The 21,328-nt window shown below is 41.1% G+C and carries 20 protein-coding genes and 2 pseudogenes; 2 read left to right on the top strand and 20 right to left on the bottom strand.

Features of this window, described 5'->3' with window-relative positions:
- The 15 genes and pseudogenes from ACFIJJ_RS07700 to ACFIJJ_RS07630 form a co-directional block, all read right to left on the bottom strand.
- Complete coding sequence (locus ACFIJJ_RS07700; RefSeq protein WP_375646537.1) at positions 1-255, bottom strand: hypothetical protein; 255 nt, start codon at positions 253-255, stop codon at positions 1-3.
- Between the two features lie 9 nt (positions 256-264).
- Positions 265-1,245: a tail fiber protein gene (locus ACFIJJ_RS07695; RefSeq protein ID WP_375646536.1), complete on the bottom strand. Its 981-nt coding sequence runs from the start codon at positions 1,243-1,245 to the stop codon at positions 265-267.
- A complete protein-coding gene (locus ACFIJJ_RS07690; RefSeq protein WP_375646534.1) occupies positions 1,238-2,230 on the bottom strand; it encodes a transglycosylase SLT domain-containing protein in 993 nt (330 codons plus the stop codon). Before ACFIJJ_RS07690 ends, ACFIJJ_RS07695 begins: the two co-directional genes overlap by 8 nt.
- A complete protein-coding gene (locus tag ACFIJJ_RS07685) occupies positions 2,230-4,461 on the bottom strand; it encodes a hypothetical protein (protein ID WP_375646533.1) in 2,232 nt (743 codons plus the stop codon). The genes ACFIJJ_RS07690 and ACFIJJ_RS07685 overlap by 1 nt, the downstream gene beginning before the upstream one ends.
- Positions 4,454-6,161: pseudogene (locus ACFIJJ_RS07680) on the bottom strand (hypothetical protein); the annotation flags it as partial. The pseudogene ACFIJJ_RS07680 and the gene ACFIJJ_RS07685, both read right to left, overlap by 8 nt.
- Positions 6,162-6,211: 50 nt before the next feature.
- A complete protein-coding gene (locus tag ACFIJJ_RS07675; protein WP_375646532.1) occupies positions 6,212-7,267 on the bottom strand; it encodes a tail fiber domain-containing protein in 1,056 nt (351 codons plus the stop codon).
- Between the two features lies 1 nt (position 7,268).
- The gene (locus tag ACFIJJ_RS07670; protein WP_375612500.1) at positions 7,269-7,652 is read right to left on the bottom strand and encodes a hypothetical protein; all 384 of its coding nucleotides are present in this window, start codon (positions 7,650-7,652) and stop codon (positions 7,269-7,271) included.
- 41 nt (positions 7,653-7,693) lie between these two features.
- Entirely contained in the window at positions 7,694-9,151 is a 1,458-nt protein-coding gene (locus ACFIJJ_RS07665; protein WP_375627859.1) for a hypothetical protein, read from the bottom strand.
- Entirely contained in the window at positions 9,151-9,849 is a 699-nt protein-coding gene (locus tag ACFIJJ_RS07660; RefSeq protein WP_375612494.1) for a hypothetical protein, read from the bottom strand. The genes ACFIJJ_RS07665 and ACFIJJ_RS07660 overlap by 1 nt, the downstream gene beginning before the upstream one ends.
- A gap of 72 nt (positions 9,850-9,921) precedes the next feature.
- Complete coding sequence (locus tag ACFIJJ_RS07655; protein ID WP_375646531.1) at positions 9,922-10,371, bottom strand: hypothetical protein; 450 nt, start codon at positions 10,369-10,371, stop codon at positions 9,922-9,924.
- A gap of 19 nt (positions 10,372-10,390) precedes the next feature.
- The gene (locus ACFIJJ_RS07650) at positions 10,391-11,533 is read right to left on the bottom strand and encodes a N4-gp56 family major capsid protein (RefSeq protein WP_375646529.1); all 1,143 of its coding nucleotides are present in this window, start codon (positions 11,531-11,533) and stop codon (positions 10,391-10,393) included.
- Between the two features lie 98 nt (positions 11,534-11,631).
- Positions 11,632-12,543 (bottom strand): hypothetical protein, encoded by a 912-nt coding sequence (locus ACFIJJ_RS07645; protein ID WP_375646528.1) that lies wholly within the window; start codon positions 12,541-12,543, stop codon positions 11,632-11,634.
- A gap of 11 nt (positions 12,544-12,554) precedes the next feature.
- Positions 12,555-14,609, bottom strand: a complete 2,055-nt coding sequence (locus ACFIJJ_RS07640; RefSeq protein ID WP_375646527.1) for a portal protein — start codon at positions 14,607-14,609, stop codon at positions 12,555-12,557.
- Positions 14,594-15,919 (bottom strand): PBSX family phage terminase large subunit, encoded by a 1,326-nt coding sequence (locus ACFIJJ_RS07635; RefSeq protein WP_375646525.1) that lies wholly within the window; start codon positions 15,917-15,919, stop codon positions 14,594-14,596. The genes ACFIJJ_RS07640 and ACFIJJ_RS07635 overlap by 16 nt, the downstream gene beginning before the upstream one ends.
- Positions 15,900-16,214: a hypothetical protein gene (locus ACFIJJ_RS07630; RefSeq protein WP_273724397.1), complete on the bottom strand. Its 315-nt coding sequence runs from the start codon at positions 16,212-16,214 to the stop codon at positions 15,900-15,902. The genes ACFIJJ_RS07635 and ACFIJJ_RS07630 overlap by 20 nt, the downstream gene beginning before the upstream one ends.
- Before the next feature lie 299 nt (positions 16,215-16,513).
- On the opposite strand from ACFIJJ_RS07630, the gene ACFIJJ_RS07625 reads away from it, so the two are divergent.
- Both ACFIJJ_RS07625 and ACFIJJ_RS07620 read left to right on the top strand, forming a co-directional pair.
- Entirely contained in the window at positions 16,514-16,891 is a 378-nt protein-coding gene (locus ACFIJJ_RS07625) for a hypothetical protein (RefSeq protein WP_375646524.1), read from the top strand.
- A 70-nt stretch (positions 16,892-16,961) separates the two neighbouring features.
- Positions 16,962-17,666 (top strand): hypothetical protein, encoded by a 705-nt coding sequence (locus ACFIJJ_RS07620; protein WP_273758872.1) that lies wholly within the window; start codon positions 16,962-16,964, stop codon positions 17,664-17,666.
- A 7-nt stretch (positions 17,667-17,673) separates the two neighbouring features.
- On the opposite strand, the gene ACFIJJ_RS07615 is transcribed toward ACFIJJ_RS07620, so the two are convergent.
- From ACFIJJ_RS07615 to ACFIJJ_RS07595, 5 genes and pseudogenes are all read right to left on the bottom strand, one after another.
- Positions 17,674-18,168 carry a hypothetical protein gene (locus ACFIJJ_RS07615; RefSeq protein WP_375646523.1) on the bottom strand — a complete coding sequence of 165 codons (495 nt, stop codon included), beginning with the start codon at positions 18,166-18,168 and terminating at the stop codon, positions 17,674-17,676.
- Positions 18,169-18,221: 53 nt separating this feature from the next.
- The gene (ssb, locus tag ACFIJJ_RS07610; protein ID WP_375646521.1) at positions 18,222-18,665 is read right to left on the bottom strand and encodes a single-stranded DNA-binding protein; all 444 of its coding nucleotides are present in this window, start codon (positions 18,663-18,665) and stop codon (positions 18,222-18,224) included.
- Between the two features lie 144 nt (positions 18,666-18,809).
- Positions 18,810-20,201 (bottom strand): AAA family ATPase, encoded by a 1,392-nt coding sequence (locus tag ACFIJJ_RS07605; protein WP_375646520.1) that lies wholly within the window; start codon positions 20,199-20,201, stop codon positions 18,810-18,812.
- A 78-nt stretch (positions 20,202-20,279) separates the two neighbouring features.
- Complete coding sequence (locus tag ACFIJJ_RS07600; RefSeq protein ID WP_375646519.1) at positions 20,280-20,798, bottom strand: hypothetical protein; 519 nt, start codon at positions 20,796-20,798, stop codon at positions 20,280-20,282.
- Positions 20,740-21,328, bottom strand: a pseudogene (locus ACFIJJ_RS07595) (hypothetical protein); the annotation flags it as partial. The pseudogene ACFIJJ_RS07595 and the gene ACFIJJ_RS07600, both read right to left, overlap by 59 nt.

The following is a 21,328-nucleotide window of genomic DNA, read 5'->3' as shown; positions in this document are numbered from 1 at the left end:
TTAATCAGTTCGTTGTCTTGTTGTGTGAAGAGAGGACTGCAATTCATCAATAAGTTTTTGCATGGTCTCGAGACGTTTATCTGTCGCTTCTTTATATTCTGCCAAAGCGCTTAAAAGATCATGCTGTATGTCGCTTTTGACAAGATCAAGCACCTTATTTAAGGGTGCATGGACCATTCTATTGCTTGCATAAAAAAGGACGCGGATTTGCTCCGCGTCCGCAATATCATCAATAGCAGACGGATTATTGATCATTTGAAAAACTCACGATTTTATGGCATAAACAACCGGTACATTAACAGGGCGTGTTTCTGCCTCGCCCGTTGAAGAAAGTGTTATCTTGTGCGTATGCACTCCAGCAGGTTGTGTTGTTCCTCCAAGAACGGCATAGTGATAAGAGGGGTTTCTTCTACCAATATCATTGGCACTCCATCCCACTCCATTATACTGAAACTCGTGTGTATGCTGCCCCGCCGATTCAACACTACAAGCATGTGTGTGCGATTTAAGGCAATCTTGCTGTATATCAGCAAATTTTCTACTTCTGTCTAAACCGCGCCCATTATCAAAGCCGCGCAAAAACATTCCTCTAAAGTCTGGAACTTTAAAGGTTGTATCGCTGTTTTTTCCCCATTTATCCCCTATCGCCTTGAATAATTGCGGATAATCCTTGCGTTCATAAGTAGCGCCATCACATAAAAGCCAACCGTTTGGCACTTCTTGCATAGCAAAGGTCGCAATAAAACCGCAAGGAAAGGTTTCGACCTTTGGTAGTGGAATGGGGGTAGGGTTTAAAAGATACCAGCCATCAAGACCTTTTGTTGATACGCCATCATTATAGACTATTTCATAAATACCGCCCGTTTGTAACTCACCACCTATCAATGGTACTATCCCCGTGCTGGTGGCTTTATAGAGTGGCTTTGCTCCTATATTATTCATGTTTATTGTTGTCGTACCAATATTTATACCACGCGCCTTAAAGCGGATAATGATATCGTTTTTATATTTTGCTATTGGCGAAACCGTCGTCAACGTAATTGATGTTGTTTGTTCCTTTCCATTCACAATAAACTTTGAGTCAAGAGAACCACCATTATCGGCAAGATATTCACGTATACGCTGCATCATGACCCGCGCACTATCATTAACAGAACTAGGCGGCTGCCCTTCTGCCCAATTAATGATACTATCGGAATTGGCATTTTGATCAGCTGTAAGTGACCAGTTATAAATATCAGACATGATAAGCCCCCGTTCTTCTTAATAGCTCTTCGCGCAATTGCTCTTCTTTTTGCCGCCCATAGGAACCAACAGATTGCCGCCTAGAGGGATCAATGAGAGCTGTTAAATCTGTCGGGCGCCCAGTCGATTGTGAGAAACCCGCCATGACTGGTTGCTGTAACATTTGTTGCTGTACCATCTGTGCCTGCTGTTTTTGTCGTTCTCCATTCTCTCTCATTAAATGAAGCAAACCGGAAAAGCCCTTTTTAAGAGCACCTGCATCAATACCTTGTGCTTGCAATGGTGTGGTTTCCATAATCTGTCCTGTTAAATTGTCTCTGCTTTCAGGTGCCATCATTCTGTTTGGGAATGGCGTGTCATATGCCATCAATTGGTTGCCCCCTTGATCACCTTGACCCACTTGATTACCTTGAAGTGTCTTTTGAATCCTCTCAAACCCACGCAAAGGACCCACCTCGTTTGGTGCTGCTTGTCCATTGCTTTGGTTTTGCTGTATCGTTCTCTTCAAAGCATCTCCCGTTTTATTATAAAGCCCATAAATATGATTCATAAAATCCCCTGCTGTAGCTTCCATGTTGCCACCGTTGAGTGTGACTGCCTGTCGACCTAAAAGCTGGCTCGCTGGGATATGTGGATTTTTGATAAGCTTTACTGCCCCTGCTGGTCCTTGTTGGTGTGCGAGGTAAAGCTCTGCCTCTGATGGCTCTCTGCCTAATGCTGTGACTAAATAACGCGTATTATCCTTCGTTAACCGTGCCATAGCATCGGTTGCTTGAAAGGGATCAAACTTGTCATTCAGTTGATAGTGTTTTGCTGTTGAATCGAGAAATTGATACAGCCCCCCTGCACTGCTGTTCTTATTTCTTGCATTTGGATTACCATTACTTTCTATCATAGCAACACGTTCAAGAAAGCTTTCTGGTAAACCATATTTTTGTGCTGCCTGTGAGATAGCACGCTTCACATTGGGATGAAAATTGATCATTAGTTTATAACCGTTCTATCAGCACTGCTATTCAAAAGAATGCCAAGAAAATTGAAGAATTTTGTGTGGTCTTCTTTGGTTATTAAGCGTTTCTTTTCTGCTTCATGAAACTTCTTAATTAATTCAACAGCTTTTTCCCTTGCTAACCCAAAATCTTCTTTTTCCCGTGCTGTTATGAGAGCCGCAATATCTCTCTCAGTCTCTCTATGCACTCCTAAGAGTTTGCGTCCCCATTCTCTTGCTAAAGTTTTCAGGGTTGTCTTGATTAGATGAATCTTTCCTCCAATCGCAGCGTCTTCTATAGCCTTTTCTTCTACTTCACCCATATGGTTTGGCAATCGTGCAAAAAGTTTTGTTCTTTCCACTTCTGGTCGCAACACTTTCATAAGTTGCTTAGCTTTATCTTCACCAAAAATACGCTGTAATTTTTCTTGACCATTTTTTGTGTCAAACAAACTCAAAAGATTGTGGTCAAAATTCTGTGCATTGCCTGCCGCATGTTCTAGTTGCGACCGTATACCTTTTTGAAAAGCCTCTTTTTCCATCAACCCAAAATCCGAAAGTTGACTGTTGATTGTGTCGAGATTAACGCTCTTATTCAGTGCTTTTTTTCCTTGCTCCAAAGCATTACCGATAGTACGCTCGTCATAATAAATTTTCCGTGCTTTAGCATAATCTGGAGAGGACGTATCCAAAACGTCCAAAATGCGTTGTTTGAACAGAGTCAAATCTCGCGCATATCCTTGTTTTCCTTTGATGCGCGCAGAATTAATTTGATCATCCAAAACCTCTTTCATCTTATGTAAAATTCGCATATTCAGCTTTGGATATCCATTGCTCCCTATAACTGTTGCATCCGCTTCATTTGGCATTTGCGCAATTGCTTTTTTATAGGCTTTTTGGAAGGCAGGAGTTTCTTGCAACCGCGATAAATCTTCACGAACAGCATTAGAAATGGGAGAAGCTTTCGCCCTCTCATAAAATGGTTCAGCCTTTTTCTGTGCTTGTTTGATAATCTCTTGCTTTAAATTAAGCGTATCTACTTTTGGACCCATCACATCTGTCAACGCATTCTTTACCCGCAATGCACTCGCATCTTGCCTTTCATTCAAACGATTACTTATGAGCGAATATGTATCAGAATCTTTTTTTGCTGCCTTAAAAGCTCTTGTAGCAAGCTCATCATGAAGATCAATAATCATTGAATCAGGACCTCGCTGTTTTAATGCCCTTTCAAGTTTATCAACACCTTCATCCCCTAAAGTTTGGCTTACATCCCTAAGCGCTCTATCGCTTATCTGAAATGCTTCTTTTTCTACACCTTGTGTTATTGGTTCAGTTTTACCAAACAATTTCTCAGCTGTTTTTTTGACAACAGCAGATGTTTTCTTAACACCAGAAGCCGTTACTTTGAATGGTTTTGTAACAAAAGGTGTAACCTTTAAAGCAGAATGTGCCACAAATGGTGTTGCAACGCCTAGCCCTGCACCAACCCCAGCAGACACTAGAGTATCTGCAAGCCCTTCCCCCTCACCACTGCCTGCTATTCCACCATAAATGGCTCCAGTTTTTGCTGCACGCCCCAAGCTAAATTTTGCCGCCTCTTTACTTGCTACTGCTTTCATTGCTGCTTCACCTGCAGCTTTTGCCGCTGCCCGTTCCGCACCCTCTGCTAAAGCAGATTGCACCGCCCTTTCTCCTGCTGCTAAAGCTTTACTGGTTATTTGTGCTCCTGCAACACCAGCTCTACCTCCCAGCACAACATCAGCCCCAATTGCCGCACGAGCAGCAGCAGGAGCGCCAAGACCTGGTATTAGAAAAGGAATTGCAGCGCCCGCTAAATTCCCCGCAAGAGATGCATAAAAATGATCTCGGTTCGCCGCTCTTTGATAATCACGCCATCGCTTTGTCACTTCATTATACTTTTTGACTGCCTCTTTATCTCCCATCCAATAATTAATAGGTCCCAGAGGTCCCGAAGCGAATACTCCAGCTATTTCATCATCATACCCCATAGTTAACCCATGAAGAGCACCCCATCCAAAAGCACCCGCTGCACTTGGATGTGGACTATCTTCTTCTGTTGCACCACTATTTCCTGTAACAGAACCACTTAGCCTTTCCTTATTCTTCGCGAAAAGCTCTTGAAGCTGTTCTGGTGTATAGTCGCTTATATGCCCAATGACTCTTGTGTTTTTACGATTAATAAGAGGGGGGATTACTTCAGCCATTGGTTTGTTTCTCCTTAATGCGTCCATCACTATCAACGAACAACATGCCTTCCGGCAATGCTTCTATCTGTTTTTCTAGTGGATCATTTGACTGTGCATGATTTCCCTTATAAGCATCTTGCCCATAGGCGGCTCGAACGAGCTCGTTTGTTGCTTCTGCACCACCAAAAAGAATTGCGCGCGTTGCTGCATTGGATTTATTGAAAGTGTCAATAACTGTTTTTAAAGATTTCTTCATTTGCTCTGCAGAAAGATCTTGATACAGTGCTGCTACAGAGTTTTGCAATGCTTGCAATTCCATATTAGACAAATTCCCAAAGCCAGATGCGCCATTTGGTGAAAATGCTTTTGCTTTTCTCAAGGCATCAAGCCCGATACTTGCCTTCAATGAATCGAGCATATGCCCAAAATCTTTTGCCTTAGAATTAGGAAGGAACGACCCTATAGAACCCGTGAAACCAACAACATGCGGGTGTTCCTCAATAGTTTTTAGCAATTCTTTAGATGCTGAGAGTATACGATTTGACCTGTCTGCTGTTTCCAGAATTCGCATTTGCATTTGTTGTTCTTTACGCTCCTCCTCTTTCTGTTCTTGAATTAATTTATGTTCTGCACCACTGCCTGCAATTGGCATCGCACGTATACCATGAGGGGCATTTTCATCCTTAACAAGCATATAACCTGCTTCAGGCTTTGACAGCATGCTATCAGTATTTCCCCCTAATCCAGAAGCCATGGAACGTTGTCCCCCTTGGACTGGGATAATTTTCCCTGTACTTGTTGAAACTTGAAAAGCCATATCCTCAGGCAATCCCTGCTCTGCCTTTTCTTCTGCTGTCAATGTTCTATAACCTTCTTGAGGGCTTAACGTGTTGCCAATTACTTTCATGGCAAGATCTGGATATTGCGTGAGTGCTTGCGCATCTTCATCGCTATACCCTTTAGAGCGTAAAAATTGCAAAGTTTGTTTATGTTGTGCGCGTCCCTTGTTACCGCATAAGGATAGATGCATTTGAAAAACTTTCTTGTGGTGTCTTTCCTAACGCAAGCCCTGCAAAAAAATCCATTAAATGCTCGGAAAATTCTGATTTTCTAAAACGCTCCCATAAGCTACTTGGATTTGCTCCTGTCTGAACAAAGTTATCAAGTGACTTGATATAATCTGTTTTTTGTTCAAGATCACCACTTGCTTTTAAATGTTCCTCTTCTGGTAAGTGTGCATTCAAATGTTTTTCTTCTCCTATGGGTGCCTCAAAAAGCTTTTCCTCATCATTTCCAGAATTGTTTTTCAAAGAGTTTTCCGCTATAGATTTCTCATTAAGTTGAGCAATATAATCCATCACATCTTTTTGCTGTCGCCCAGCTTCATCCCCACTAGACTGATCAATGTTCCCAACAAGTGGAGATTGAGGGATCATTGATGCAACACCTCCCTGATCTGAGAAGTCATACTTTTGTTGCTCTGGCGCCTCTTGTATCTTAACAGTATCCTTTGAAGCATCCGGTAATGGAGGCATTTGGCGCTTTAAATCATCTGTAGACATAATCAATTCTGCTGGCGTTTTTTTCCCAGCTTGTTCTGTCCCTGTTTGAGAACCACGAATAAGCTCTGTAGGACTCAATTTTTGTGGAGTATTATCCCCATTGCTCGCATCAAAAGAGTTTGTGCTAAAAGCAGCAAGTTCCAACGCTTTACGCTTTCTATAAGCTTTTTCACGCTCTAATGCATTTAATTCTTCTCGCCAAAACATCACTGCACCCTTTCCATCTCAAAGCCAAGCTTGCTATAATCCACATGCAAAAAACCTGTCGCCTTATGCAAGAAAACAGCTTCTGGCTTTGACTTCAAAACATCCTGTGCCATCACCCCGCGATAGCGCTCTGGGTGCCCCTTGTAGTTGTATTCATAGAGTTTATAGCCATTTCTCTGCCCAGCTTCTCTGATGTTTTCTTTTGCTCTGATATCACTAAGCCCAGCAAAAGTACCAAGGATAGTTCCAACATTTCCAACAATCTCCCACGGATTAGGTTTTGGCTGTGGAGTCAATGTCGTCATTTGTCCTGTTCGCGTTCCATAATTTCCAGCAACAGCCCCACCAGCTGTAAGCAACTTACTTAACTGGTCCCAATCAAGATTGTTCTGCTGCTCCCATTTTTGCCGCTCTTCATCTAATTGCCGTTGATGATTGGCATCAAGTACACTCCCTCCCGTCAACGCATTAAGATTTGCCTGACCTTGACCTTGAAAGAAGTTATTGGCACCCGCCAACTGATTTTGATTTGCTTGGTCAATGAGACCATTGGCATTCATCATGTTGTTGACATCTTGGTTATATTGCTGTGATAAAGCTTGTGTTGCTATGCCCCCTAATTCATCAGCCAAAACGCCGGTATGTGCACCCGAACCATAACGCCCAGCACCTGCCAATGAACTATTAATAGAGCTTGTTGCTTTATTTAATGCGTTTTGAAGTGCTTCATTAAAGTAAGGGTTATTGCCTATTTGTTGCCCTGAAGCCATGTTCTTTAAGTTTTGGCTTGTTGAATTTTGCCCTGTGGCTAATCCATTTAAAGTGTTGTTATCATAGTTATGCGTATTATTGCTAAGCCCATTAATCGCATTCTTTGTTTGATCACTTAAACCCGCAACACGCTGCCCGTCATAAACGGCTTTTCCGCTGCCTTGGTTATAAAAAGTCATGGCATCTTGAGCTGCGTGTTCAAAAATACCTTTTGCCCATGCAGGGGGTTCATTTGTTTGCGTCGTGTTTTGGGTATTCTGGATTGGTTTAGAACTTTTTCCCATGTTAAAGCTGCTTTCTATATTCTAAAAGATTAACGAGATATCCATGCGTTTTAAGAGATTTTTCCCACCCTCGCCTGCCTATGATGACAAGCTCTTTTGCCCCTTTTTTCTTGTAATAGGCCTCAATCTGAGTGATAAGCTTTGTTAAGGGTGCTCCTCCCTTTCCACCAAGCGTGACAACAACCGCCCTTAATGCTCCAGTGACGAGTTCTTGTAACTGTGTTGTGACATGCGCCATAAAGTTTTCATGCGCATCAACGATAATCCAAAGAACTTTTTCTCCCTTCAAAATATCGTTTAAAATGGTCTCTGTATTATAATCATCAGGGAATTTTTGATTAAAATAAGCTATCGATTTTATGACATTGTCAAAATAGGGCGCCATTTGTTCAGCGCTCCATTTTTCTGTATTATAGATCTTAAAACTCATCTTATGCCCGCGGGTTTCAGCGTTACATCAAAGCCTGTTATATGTGTCCATGGCGTGCCTTCTGGTATTCTCAGACGCAAAGCGTGATAACGCGCCCGTGAGCGGATATTATACATCCCAATATTATAGCCGGCATAACGCTCTTTAGCCCAATTTAATTGGTTCTTGTTATCAATGATAAAAGCCGCCCCAACACTTAAAAAACCTTTTGTTGTATCCGCTTGAACAAAAGCCTCACTCATCAGGTTGATTTGCCTGCCCGTATCCCCCACAATTTGTGAAGCAATAACTGCTTCCATTGGAGGACCCGCAAAAAAACCAAATGTGTTGTCTGGCGTAAAAGCTCCCAAAACAGGCGCACCATTTTGCCACATCTTACTATCAAGAGAAGCTGGTAAATCTTTCAAGCTCTCTTGTACTTCGTCTAAGCCTTCTAATGTATAACCGGCTGCAAAAAGGGGAAATAAGAGAAGGTTTTGCCCCTTAATGACACTCCATATTTGCAAAAGCCAATCATAAACATAAATATGCATCCCTTCAGTGTTATCATTGATAGAAAAATAAACACGAGAATAGACCGGATCAATACATGCTCTCATCTCATCAATGGCAAAATTATTGTAAAGTGTGAAGATGGTTTTATCGACTTTACCAAAGCCTATAGGGAGCATTTCACCAGCACTGTTGATTTGATAAAAACCATCATCAGAGACAAAGAAAGTACAGTCTCCACGGCTTGCAATTGCTGTGCTGCTTTTCGCCCCTATTTTGTCTTTTATTTTTGCAAAACTGAATATAATTTTAGAGCCTGGTACAAAGGTTGCATGATAAATGGCGGAGCGCATGAAAATAAGTGGATTTGTTGATTCCGTAGACCCTTGAACATATTCTCCATCGGGAAAATCTTGATAATCGCAACTTTTCTCCCCAACCGTCCAATGTGTCGCATCATTCAAACCGGACCACTGAACACGGTTTGGCTTATCTGTTAATTGCATCAGGCAAACAAAATCACCCCACACACGCACAAGTCCAGCACGCGGGGGATTACCACTCAAATCACAAAACCTTTCATCCGTTTTTAACGAAAGCATTTGTGGTGGGTCATTGCTATTAACAGCAATGATATGATCACCAAAGGAGGCAAAAGACCAAAGTGCAGTCTCATTGGCGTGATATTGTGTGTGAGGTTTGCTAATGTCTTTCCAGCCGCGCGTGCTGTTGTCATATTCATAAAGTTTTGTTGGTGCCCCCACAATGATGCGCACACCACCCAATGAGCGCACCGCATAGACCCCCAAAATCACATCCGGAAAAGGATCTGAGACCGGCGCCACAATGGGAAACGGAATATACGAATTTGGTGCAGGTAAAACGTTCACGATCTCACTAGAATAACCACTATTAATAAATGCAACATCTGGTCTATACTCAGCAATAGGAATAAAGGTCATCAGAAATCCGTGTGTTGAATTTTTAACAAATTCTTGCGCCGTGATGTTTCAATTTGAAGCGCATCGAGTTGCTCTTGAAACATGGCAAAAGCTGCCGCTGCCATCTGTGGTTCTTTAATAATATTGGTATAAATTTCATATTTTGCACGCGTTTTGATCAGTTCATAGGCTTCTAAAAACCATATGGACGCTTCTTGTGCACTCTCAATATCTTTTATTCTTACAGGGTCAAGAATAAGCCTGATAGAATAAACGCGCTCTGGTGTTGGATACAAGACAAGCTTTTGTTCAAAATAAGCATAGCGTGTAGGCATGCCATGGCTACAATCATCCTCAAGATTCTCAATAACAAGAGGATCTACCTGCAAAAGCTTTGCTTTGCTGTGATTATCTTCATAAACGTAAGCATCAACAATGCGAACAGCAGCCGGAATAACTGGATTTTCCTCTGCGCCATAACGGCTTTTGCCCTTTAGAGTGGTAAAAACAACTTCGCGGCTTTCATTGAAATAAAAAGGCAATCGTTCACAAAAGCGAATAGCCGAAAATATCGCCCTTTGCACTTGATCAACATACTCATCTGTTTGATCATCTATTTCATCCTGAATATCGTTTAACATCTGGATAAAATTTTTATCCCAAGGAGCAATGGTCTGTTTGTCTCCAATCGGACCACCTGTCTGTACTATTATTGTCATATCAGCCTCTTCCAAATGTATTGGGGCATCTTGTATAGGAGGGGGACGCAAGCAATAAACGCCCCCTTGCCTTTAACGATTAGTGTAAAACTCAACAATCACCTCAGCATCACCTTTGGTGCTTTTCTTGTCTCGTGTCATGTAAATCGTATTTTCAGCTTCTAATGGAACATCTCGTTCCTCCATGGGTATATACACATTGCCATCGGTAGATTGCCGAAGCCATACATCTCCATAATTATTACCATGAGGCTCTTTTCCAAATGTAGCTTTTACATCTTCAAAATCCTCCATAGTATAAGCTGTAATGCTTTTGATAAAAGCCCCTCGGGGTAGAACGCCAATTTTCGTTATCAACCCTTGGTCTGTACATTTAATACGCGCCCGTAAAAAACTAACCTGCTGCGTAGAGTTGTTACGTCCCTGCAAAACAGGTGGCAATCCCTCATCTATCATGCCAACGGTTTCAACAGTCTCAACGGTTTCATCAGGTTCCTGTGTAATTAGCGATTTTTCTGCCATAATTGTCATCCTTTAATAATTAGCTTGCTTCAGCAAAAGAAGGGATGACAATGGTACCAAAGTCTTGTCCCCCTTGATCAGAATGCGGCAAGGTATAGCGTGATTTTTTCATGCCGATAATGGTTTTAGCTGCAACCCCAAATTCACGTTGATAATCAAACAGTTCTTCAACAAGTTTATAGCGTGTTCCCCCTTTCCCATCGCCTCCTGTTGCTCCATTGCCAACGCGCCCATAAGCCATGATAACACTTTGCGCACCAAGCAACACAGCACGACGAACAGATGTTACAGGCTCTTGTGTCTTTGAATTAACACCATTAGGGACATGCTCTGCTTCACGCAAAATGACACCGTTATACATCCCCAAAGAACCATTAAAAATTGGATTCTTCGCTCCAGAGCCATCATAAGCCGCCTTGGTAATGTCTAACCACTGCCCGCTCTTTGTGTTGGTACGCAATTGGGTCACTTGTATTGGGTGGAGATACATCACATAAGCAGATTTTCCATCAACACGAACAGGGCGCAAACGTGGATTAGCAAGTTTAGCACGTTCAACAGCTTGATCTATAAGATCTAATGTAAAAACATCATCTTTTGTAAGTTCTTCATCAGTCTTTTTCTTAGCTGGGCGAATAACACGCAATTTGCTTGGCTCTAATGGAGCATTAAAACCATAATGCACCGGTTTAAGCGTTATGTTGCGTCCTTCAAACTGCATCCATGGTGCTGTATAACCTGCTGCCTGAATGAAGAACATCAAACTTAAGCGATCTGCATACCAATCAACAAGCCCATCCTTTGCTTCCTGACGCAAACTAAAGGGAACACGCTGTTGATCAATAGAGCCTTCATATTTGATGCGCACCGCATGAGTAAGCTCGTTGATGTGCACCTTTTCATTCATAAATTGGAGTGCTTCTTCATTGCCTTCCAGCGTTTGTCCCTCGCTAACGCCATCCCCCATCAGTTGAACTCGTAATCCACTCGTAACGGAGTCACCAGCACTTTTCCCTAGCATATCCAACACTTGAATAATGCTGTTTTTGCTCTCCCCCATCAGCGGTGCAATAGGCAACGCTTTTGAAGTTTCTGTGTTTAGTATCTTAGCCCAAACGCCAACGGCTAATGGGTCATTGAGCTTTACTTCTGTTACTGCCATTTCAATCAATGCCTTTCTTGGTTTTTAAAACTCGCCTTGCGGCACCCCCAAACGATAAAAATCACTTGGTTCTCTCTGTTGCGTCACCACGCACATCTTCAAGCTCTACTCATAATTTGTTCAAATTTTTTGGGATTTTTCTCAACCCATACAGCAAATTCGGCTTCCGGCATGGAAAAGAGCGTTCTCACATCCATACCGCCTGTTGGAACTTGCCCGCTGCGCGCTGTAAGTGTTCGCGCTGCTTGAGAGCGCTCTTGAAGGGTTTCCACTTCATCCTTTATTGGTGCTTCACTATAGCCAAAAGCCTTTGCTTTTTGCACCAGCACCTCTATTGGGTTTATACCGGCTTTTTGGCATTGTTGGCATATTTGGCGCAATTCAGCACCAATTTGTTGTTGCCGTGCTGCGGGGTCTTTCCATTGCGGATAAAGGCTTGCTTGCGCTTGTAGGACACTGTCTGCTCTTTCATAGAGATAGTCCGTGATACTGTCTAAATCTGGATATTTATCTTGTACTTGCGCTTTAGCTTCCTCGAAATAATCCCCCAACTTTTGGCGTTCATATTCCTCTTGACTCATGCGCTCTTGGCTCTCTCTCATATGAGAAAACTCATCAAGCAATTTCTGTTGTTCTTGTACCTTATGACTAAGCCATGCAAAATGTGCTTTTGGGTCGTCTTCTAGGGAGGGAATATTTTCCTCACGGCGGCGCGTAATTTCTTCCTGCATTGCGGCATATTTTTGCGCAAGTTCAATAGCCAATTCACGCGCTTCAATGGCGCTTTGTTCTGCCTTTTGTCGTGCTTGCCGCTCTTGCTCTAGTTTATCAGATTCTATTACATCAGAATTTGGCTGCTCTTGAAGTGGTTCTACAGCTGGCTGTTCAGAACTTTCCTCTGCATCAAAAACTTCCTCAACTTGTTCTGGCTCGACCAACTCAACAGCATTATCACTGGCAAAATATTCATCATAGATTGCTTGTTCTTCAGGCGTAAACTCTTCTTCCATATTCTGTCCCTTCAATGTGCTATTATATTTTTTGTCAAAACTCGATAGTGTTCCAACTGTGTCTGTAAAGCTTTGCGTTCTAAATCACGCTGCGCTATCTCATTTTTTGCCTGTTGAAGTTCGAGCTGCATGCGCGCTTGTTCTTGTTTCAAGAAAAGTTCGATATTTTTCTGCTGCAATGCCGCTTGTTTCTGCTGCGCATCAAGTTGATAGAGTGTGCTCTTTGCTTGCGCTTCTTGCTGTAAAACAGTAATCTTTGCTTGTTGCTCTGGAGTTAATTGCGCCCCTTGGCTTTGTTGCATCATCTGCTGTTGCTGTTGTTCTTGTTGTGCCTGCTGTGCTTTTGCCGTTAAATTTGCTACCAATGTTGCCGGTAGTGGGGAAAGCTTTAAAAGATCTGGAATCATCTCCGGTGTTAAGAACCCACCAAGCAATGGCAACATCTGCGTAATTGTCGCAAAAGTTTTCTCTTTTTCATTGGGGCTTGTCGGTGAATCATCAACAATAATGTCATACTCAAGCGTCGTAACAGCTTCACGCGTCAACGGCACATATTGGGCATTCTCTTGTCCAGAAATACGTACCAGACGCCCATCAGAGAGATAATTCTGGATAAGATAAAGGATAATCTTTCCCTGCCTACACCGATAAAGCTTGAGATTATCAAACAGCCCCGCAAGCAAATTAAGCGTTGATTGCCGGCGTGTATTTTCCAGCACATTGGCTTGGTTGACCTCCCGTGTTCCGATAAACTCAGCCGATAACCCTGTTACATGCGTTATCGCTTCACGCGATTCATTAAACAGCTGGAAAAATCCATTGGGAAATTGTGCACTTGGCTTTGGTTGAATTTTCCCTCCTGTAAGCGCGCCATTTTTAACCCAAGTAATCGTATCCGTTCGCGCCCAGCTTTCCATGGCTTGGCGATCATCATCGAAAGCGCCTCGTTCTGCCATCAAGCCGCCCTTAGACTGGCTATTAAGGATATACATCACTTGGCTAAAATATTTATTCGACCATTTTTGTGGATCTTTTGCGGGGCGAACAATCCCGTAAAACTGGTTTTTAAGCTTATCCAGCGTGCCCGTGATACACTCCCACCCAAGTTGCCCATCAGGTGCTAATGGCTTATCGGGCTTTGCTAAAAGACGTCGTCCCAGAAAAGCGCGTCTCACCACTTTTTTATTAAAACACACCCCTTGTAATTGTGGCATTACCCTTTGAAGCTGTTCAAACTCCTGTTTGCTATAGTTGCGCATCTGGCCGGTTTGAAGATCAGGCGCCTTGTAAGTGGTCTCATATTCAAACCAACGGCATTCAACCAGCGTAACATAGCGTTTCCCAGAATACGGATCTGAGAGAGAAGTCGCATTGGAGTCATCTTGATACGCATCAAGCGACACATGAGAATCCTCAGAAGCGGTTGTACTATCGATAGCCCAATCGGCGTTAAGATCTTCAACAGCAACATCAGGAAAAAGACTTTTAGCATCCTCAACGGATTTGCGATCAACATACCACATACGCTGTGCGTCAATGAGATTTGGTCTTACAGCATTAGCATCCCAAACCATTTTTAAGGGATCTAAACGTTGAACAGCAGGTATCCCTTCGGGATCTGTATCATAATCAAGCCGCGTATCTGTCCAGCCCATACCGCAAATAACCATATCCTGAAAAGCATCGGAATCGGCATATTCCGCCTCCGCCTCATCACGAAACCATTCTGCTGCTCCAGTAAGCAATTCATTGGGTATTGCTGCTCCCATTTGCCGTGGTTGAAACTGTACTTCGCGCTTATTATTACGCTCCGCCCCAACAATAGCATTCACAAGGGGTGCAATGCGGTTAAAAGTCATGACAGGACGGCGTTGCTCTTTTAAAACCGCAAGATCTTCCTCTGCCCATTGACGACCATTATAAAAATCAAAATCTTCACGCGCCTGTTCACGCCATTCATTGACACGTTCAACATCTTCTGCGTACCAAGACTTTAAACGCTTATAGAGTTCATATTCATCAAGGATTGTCGTTTTTTGAAAGTCTTGATCTAGAATGCCATCCATGATGCCGCTTCTCTTTCCATAGTGCAATAACGCTCTTGCTTGGGTTTGACATGGGGGGCTTCATAGACAATGCACATTAAACCAAAGGCATCCGCCCCATGGCTCGACCAATCATGCTCTGCACCCAAACCAATGCCGCGCTTCTCATCCCATTTCTCATGATACCAATTCAGTGCTTTGCGCCCTGCTACCGTCATCTCTTCATTAAACCAAACAGACGGCAAAATACGACGCACCGCCTCTATACGCATCTTAACCGCCCCTGCCCCTTGATTAGGGATCACTTGCGTTTCAAAACCCGCATCATTTAAAGCACTCTCAAAACTCACATTGTGCACACGGTCTCTCGTCGCACCGTCATGGGGGAGAACCATCAACGCCTTCTCATAACCATTTTGACGCAACCAACCGATATGCTCCGATAAAGGCTGCCCCTGTGCTTCGTAATAATTAAGCACTCTGATCTCTCTACCAACAAATTGCGCTATCCATATCGCTGTTGCATCTGCCTTGGCGCCCGTACCCCCAATGTCCCAAAAAGCACGTATTTGCATCAAGGGGTCACGAGCAACACGCCCTATCCGCCCCTCCTGCTCGGCTGCCAACATTTCCTTTTGATAATAAGCACCTTGAACCGCTTTCAGATAATCCCCTTCCCAGATATGCTTATAGGTCTCGGGGCGGTTTCTCAGATCATCAAGTCGTGCTTCATTCAAGATCTTAGGAAACTTCGGATTGTCTGACCAGTTAATCTCAACACGTTTGATTGCCTCATTGTCTGAAAAGCGAAACCGCTTCTCAACGGGGGCATTCTCTCGCAACGGGTTCCATGTCACCCATAATTCTGCATTCCAATCTTTTCCTTCTTCTCGCAAAGTCGGTATAAGCGTCTGCCAAGCCGTCTCTGTAACGGGCTCTGCCTCATCAACCCAACAAAGCAAAATACGCCCCATAGACTTGATACTGGCTATATTCCGGTCCAGACCAGAAAACTGAAAGGCTATACGACCATCAATTGACTTAATCGACGACTCCCCAACCTTGTAATAGTCCTTTAAAAAGTCATGCGCTTCAATGGCGCGTTTAATCTCCTCCAATGAACTTTCTGCTAGCGAGTTTTGAAACTGACGTGCACAAAGTATAGTGCCTGATATCCCTCTTCTACCAAATTGATAGCCTTTTAAAGCAGCCATCAAGGCAAATGATCTTGTCTTTCCAGACCCTCGTCCACCCCAAGCCGCACGCACCAAAGCCTTATCTGTAAAAATCGGTATAAGCTTTGGAACAATATTAATCTGTCGTGTTGTCATGAACTAAAGGCGCGATTTCCACACGCGTTATCATCTTAATCGCCCCGCCATCTTCCCCTGTCACTTGAAGAGGCAAAATCTTCCCCAACAATGCCAAATAAGCAGCGGGGCATTTGATTGCCTGTTTTTCTAGATAAGAGACCAAACCATCATCACCATATTTCTTACCAGCGCGCTCTGCTGCCTTAAGCACTGCTTCTTTCAAAATACGTGTCGTTTTATTTGGCACACCTTTTACCCGCCCTTGACCTGCCTTTGGGGGCGTTCTTTTTGCAAGTTTTTCAGTGGTTTTCATGTGTGTTTCTTTTTGTAAACAAGATAATAAAAAAACCCCGCAAAAGCAGGGCTCTGAACAATCATATAAACTTATAAGAAAGGTTATACCTTTACCGTAATTCTAGACACAATTCGACTAGTACAGCAACACCATAAAACACTATTTTTCATATCCTGTCAACAAAAAAAATCACTATATTGTGTATTTTTTATTTTTTTCACCTAAATCTAGTGTCTTTAACAACCAACCACTCACAATTGTATCTTCTAAACGAATCAATTATATGACTAGAAACTAATAAAAAGCGGGGGAAAACAATGCGTGATATTGTCATAGTAATAGTGGGTATACTCATACTATGGGCTATAGTCTCTGACATGTGGGAAGAAGCAGAGAATGGTCGGAATACAGAATTTCAAGGTACTCTTTTATTGGTCATAGTACTCGGGGTGCTTTGGCATCTTGAATTTTCAAGAAACTTTTTATTAGTGGTAGCAATTTCGTTGTTTGCTTGGAGAAATTACCTAGGAATAAAAGCAAATTTTGAACATGATCGCTTAATTGAAAATTATCAGGCAGCGTCTGATTGGAAAGATCAAAGAATTAATGAACTTCAAGCGGTTGAAGAGGAAATAATTAATGAGGAATTGTCCAAGATAATAATAAAAGCTTTGGCAACAACAGAAAAAGAATGAATCTGGTTGAGAAAAAATCAATTAAAGGTTCAATACTATGATTGATAATTAATAAAAAGCGGGGGAGAAAATGTGGTTTATTATAGGAATTGTAATCCTTATCTTAATAATCCCAATATTAATTGATATTATTATATTAGTAATTTACGGCATTGGATTATTTCTAGGGGGCATACTTGAAACTCTAAAAGAGTTCTTAAATTTAGTAGGAAAAATACTATTAACAATAATACTGCCAACGTTAGAAACTATCGATTATGCTTTTACAAAGGATAAAAGCAAATGGAACGAAATAATTGAGAAACGAGAAAGATTTAGAGAACATAAAGCGATTAAGAAAAAAAACGGAGAAAAAACGATAAATTATTACTTTCGTTTTGCTAAACGCAGCTTATTTTTATTCTTACGCCTTATGGCACTCTCCTATTTCACAGCAGTGGTTACCTTTATAATTATGTTTTCTACAGGGTACATCATTGCTACGTTTTTCCCCCGCTCTTTTGCCCCTTATTTGTTAGGGACAATTATTTTAATGCTTACTCTTCCCCTTACAGTCTGTATGGCACCAATCCAATATAGAATACAAGCGCTACCTGTTTCATTTTTACTACAAACAATGCTTCTCTGGATTCAGTTTCGCGAAAACCTCTCTATGGGTATTGTATTCTATATCGCATTCTTTGAGCTATTCGTATATATATTATTTAGCTTTTCTCACGCAGTATTTATAGCCGAAATATCAGAAGAGCAATCAACTGCCTTTGAAACATTATAACAAACATTTACCATTTAGTTTTTCTGTCAAAATATTTATGAAGCGCGTTAAGAGCGACCCGCAATGAATTCACAAGATGTGGTAATGTTTTGTCTTCGACAACAATATATTGTATTGCTGCATAAAGATTATACTGTCTATAGAGATGTTGTGTTTCTTTTATCGCCTCTTGCATATTAGAAAACTGTTCTGTTGCAAATTCAACCCATTTTTCTCTTGCTTTGTCATCAGAAGATGATGGTATTTCATCATAAACAGCGCTTGGTAAACCTTTTGCACACAAATAGTCATTTTTCACTTCAAGATATTTTTGCGCAGCATCATACTGGTCTTGAGTAAGCATGCCTTGCAAACACAGCCGCCCAACATAAGTACCAGCAAGCGGATTTTTAGCCTCTTCAATAGTCAAACCAAAGCGTTTAGCACGCATTTCAATTGCCAATTGATTAACAGGATCTTGACGTACTTTCACTTGTGAAATGTAAGCATCTTTCTTCTTCATACATCCCCTAATCTGTGGGAGCCCACATGTTTCTCTTTGTTATATTTTATCAATCAAAATGGTATGCTGTCATTAAGAGATGCACTATGATCAGCGGCACCTGAAGCGATAGCATAATTTTGAGAAGTAATAGATGAAGGGGCAGATTGATCTTTCTTTACATCAAGCAAATACAACTCGCCTTTGAATTGTGGTAAAATAATCTCTGTTGTGTAACGGTCATGCCCATTTTTATCTTGCCATTTGCGTGTCTGTAATTTGCCTTCTACGTAAACTTTTGAACCTTTGTTGAGATACTGAAGTGCAATTTTTGCCAAATGTGGATTAAAAATCACAACTGAATGCCATTCAGTTTTCTCTACTTTTTGATGAGTATTTTTATCTGTATAGCTCTCAGAAGTTGCCATACGAAAATTGACTATTTCTGCTCCAGAATTCATTGTTTTGCTTTCGGGATCAGCACCTAAACGCCCGATTAATGTCACTTTATTTAGCATGTTTTTTCTTACCTTAAACTTGTACTTTAATACATACAAAATCCTAGCATGATTTGCATATTTTTTCAATTATTTCAAAATGATATTATTGTTTTTTAACATATAAAATTATGTTTTAGATGACTGATTCTTGATAATGACTGATCACAAAACATTCTGCAGTAAATTAATAACTTTTTGAAAAGAATCAGCAATGGTACCTACTTCTTTAGTAGCATTACCAATTTTTAGAATTCTTTCTTTCCAGTTTTTACCAAGTCCCTTAACTTGATTCATTGTAATTTTCTGTAAAACAGGTTCAATGGATCTAAGCCATTCGTCACTTCTTTTGTCTAGTTGAGAAATTTTACTACATAGAATTTTAGGATCATCACAATCAGATGCTTCATTGCGGACAATAAACAAATTATCTACATGAGTATCTTCAATCAAATAAGGAGAATGAGTAGAATAAATCACGCTATTCTTGTCAAAAGATGATAATTTCTGTAAGGATTGCAATATTTTTTCTTGGGGGTGGATATGTAGATTGCTCGCTGGTTCATCCAATAAGAAAATTATTCCATTTTTGCTCCTATTGGTACGGATATCTGTAAGTACTTTAAAACAAAAGAACCAACGACATCCTTTGCTTCTTTCATGTAAAGAAAAAGTACGGTCCTTGGCTTTGACCTTTAAACAAAAATCTACAAAGTAAGAATGAGATTCTATCGCTTTTTCTATGCTAAATCTATCAAATACAGTTTTTCCTCCCGTAATGTCTTCCCAATCTTTGGTAACAACAGTGTTAAGATAATCATTTATAGAAGATAGACGTTGATCGACGGCATCTTTATCATTACAATCAACGATATCACGTTGAAAGCTAATATCAAGTTTTGGTTCTTTACTAGAGCGTTTTTTACGACTGCCAACCAATAAATCATTAAAAATATCATGCCATAAAAGATTCTTTTTATTGCTTAGCGAACTATCTCCTTCTTTATAGCCATATGGAGCTTCACTTTTTAAAAATCTAATCTTATCAGGTACATCAAACATAAAATCATCATAATAGACGATTTCAGGAATGTGGCCCTTTAGGTAATTTAAAAGAGCTGTTGCTGTTTCATCTCCACAATTCTTACCGTTGATCTTTATATATTTTTCTGTGCAAATACTATTAGCGAATGAATATACAAAAGATAAATGGAGTGTCTGTTTTTTTTCAAGTAAATCATCTTTGATTTTTTTAAGTGTTTTAATCTTAGCTAATTTTTCAATCTCTGTTTCATCCAATAAAATTGTGGTAGATAAAACAATATCTTCATCAAAAAAAGCTGTTTTAGGACGTATAGAAGCAAAATCTTCGACTGTTAATTGTTTCCCTAAACATAGCTGTGACAAGAGATGAATACCTTGCAAAGTTGTTGTTTTTCCTGATTCATTATTTCCCACCAAAATAAAAGGAAAACTTCTATCTCCTCCTGAGAAATCTATTTTTAGAGGCTCTCCTATTCCTTTAAAATTTTCTAATTCAAATGATGTAAATATCATGATAGTCTCCGGTGGTATCCTAAAAATAACGCCTTATAACATATAAAATAGGAATGTTTTTATCGTGTTGCAAAATGATCACCACTTTTCACTACTTTGCTGTGGACCAAAGCGTTTCATTATCCCACCAATGCCATTTAAAGTCTCTTCAAGCTCTTGCTTGTGAACAAGCGTTATAGGCGTTGAATGCTCTTTCGCTGCTTGTTCTTTCAACTCCTTTTCACGGAATCTCAAAACAGCATTGCGTACAAAATTGACTTTTCTCAAAAGATCGTTTTCCAAATCACGACACAACCTGACAAGTTCTCGTGTGCTCGGAAAAAACGTATCGGATAAACAATTTATTTCATCACATAAAATCCGTTTGACCACTGTCATCAGTGACCATGCAGAGACATTTTCCAAAACCATTCCATAGGTCAACGCCATTCCCTCATGGTCTGATTGTTGTGCTATTTTCAAACCACACGACAGCATGCGAATTGCTTTTGCTATATCCTCTTTACCTGCTTTCACTGCGAAGAGCTCTTGCAATTGATCACCAGCCTCTAAAGCAATCGATTCCTGCTGTTTCGTTAATTGGCTGCCATCCTTCAAAACAAACGGACCGCTCGGAGGTATCATCGCATGAATGTGTTTCAAAATACCCTCGATTTCCGATATCAAGGAGACTGTCTGCGATACGCTCCCCAATGCTTTTTTGCTTTTGAGTGTAATTTCCATTGTTTCCACCATTGTTGTTCGTGTTTTTCGTTTTTTCTAAACCCTCGATAGCCTTTCGCACCCAGTTTCTCCATGTTGCTTGCCAATCACGTTTGATAGCATTCTTTCCTGCACAGGCTTTCCAATAATCTCGAAACTTTGCAATTTCGACTTTGACGCGCTCTGGAGGCAAGCCCTCTGCAATGGCAAAATCGTAATCGGGTTCAAAATCCGTAGGCAATCGACAACCGCGATTAGCTTGCGTTCGTTTTGCTTTTTTGGGAACGTTCTCTTGCTCGTGAATGGAAGGTTGGTTGTCTGATGAGGTTTCGATTTGCTCTGATGTGATCTCAACAGCAGCAACCTCTGTTGGCTCGTCAACCAAATCGTTTGTTTCTAAACTTTCAGAACCAATTTCTTTTTTT

Origin of the sequence: Bartonella sp. TT29SHDZB (assembly GCF_042193395.1) — a bacterium.
GTDB lineage: Bacteria > Pseudomonadota > Alphaproteobacteria > Rhizobiales > Rhizobiaceae > Bartonella.
Note: the sequence above shows the minus strand (reverse complement) of the source record. Positions and strands in the feature narration are given on the sequence as shown.

Coding starts and splice junctions, on each gene's coding strand:
- ACFIJJ_RS07700 (WP_375646537.1), bottom strand. CDS start 255: ATGATCAATAATCCGTCTGCTATTGATGATATTGCGGACGCGGAGCAA.
- ACFIJJ_RS07695 (WP_375646536.1), bottom strand. CDS start 1,245: ATGTCTGATATTTATAACTGGTCACTTACAGCTGATCAAAATGCCAAT.
- ACFIJJ_RS07690 (WP_375646534.1), bottom strand. CDS start 2,230: ATGATCAATTTTCATCCCAATGTGAAGCGTGCTATCTCACAGGCAGCA.
- ACFIJJ_RS07685 (WP_375646533.1), bottom strand. CDS start 4,461: ATGGCTGAAGTAATCCCCCCTCTTATTAATCGTAAAAACACAAGAGTC.
- ACFIJJ_RS07675 (WP_375646532.1), bottom strand. CDS start 7,267: ATGGGAAAAAGTTCTAAACCAATCCAGAATACCCAAAACACGACGCAA.
- ACFIJJ_RS07670 (WP_375612500.1), bottom strand. CDS start 7,652: ATGGCGCCCTATTTTGACAATGTCATAAAATCGATAGCTTATTTTAAT.
- ACFIJJ_RS07665 (WP_375627859.1), bottom strand. CDS start 9,151: ATGACCTTTATTCCTATTGCTGAGTATAGACCAGATGTTGCATTTATT.
- ACFIJJ_RS07660 (WP_375612494.1), bottom strand. CDS start 9,849: ATGACAATAATAGTACAGACAGGTGGTCCGATTGGAGACAAACAGACC.
- ACFIJJ_RS07655 (WP_375646531.1), bottom strand. CDS start 10,371: ATGGCAGAAAAATCGCTAATTACACAGGAACCTGATGAAACCGTTGAG.
- ACFIJJ_RS07650 (WP_375646529.1), bottom strand. CDS start 11,533: ATGGCAGTAACAGAAGTAAAGCTCAATGACCCATTAGCCGTTGGCGTT.
- ACFIJJ_RS07645 (WP_375646528.1), bottom strand. CDS start 12,543: ATGGAAGAAGAGTTTACGCCTGAAGAACAAGCAATCTATGATGAATAT.
- ACFIJJ_RS07640 (WP_375646527.1), bottom strand. CDS start 14,609: ATGGATGGCATTCTAGATCAAGACTTTCAAAAAACGACAATCCTTGAT.
- ACFIJJ_RS07635 (WP_375646525.1), bottom strand. CDS start 15,919: ATGACAACACGACAGATTAATATTGTTCCAAAGCTTATACCGATTTTT.
- ACFIJJ_RS07630 (WP_273724397.1), bottom strand. CDS start 16,214: ATGAAAACCACTGAAAAACTTGCAAAAAGAACGCCCCCAAAGGCAGGT.
- ACFIJJ_RS07625 (WP_375646524.1), top strand. CDS start 16,514: ATGCGTGATATTGTCATAGTAATAGTGGGTATACTCATACTATGGGCT.
- ACFIJJ_RS07620 (WP_273758872.1), top strand. CDS start 16,962: ATGTGGTTTATTATAGGAATTGTAATCCTTATCTTAATAATCCCAATA.
- ACFIJJ_RS07615 (WP_375646523.1), bottom strand. CDS start 18,168: ATGAAGAAGAAAGATGCTTACATTTCACAAGTGAAAGTACGTCAAGAT.
- ssb (WP_375646521.1), bottom strand. CDS start 18,665: ATGCTAAATAAAGTGACATTAATCGGGCGTTTAGGTGCTGATCCCGAA.
- ACFIJJ_RS07605 (WP_375646520.1), bottom strand. CDS start 20,201: ATGATATTTACATCATTTGAATTAGAAAATTTTAAAGGAATAGGAGAG.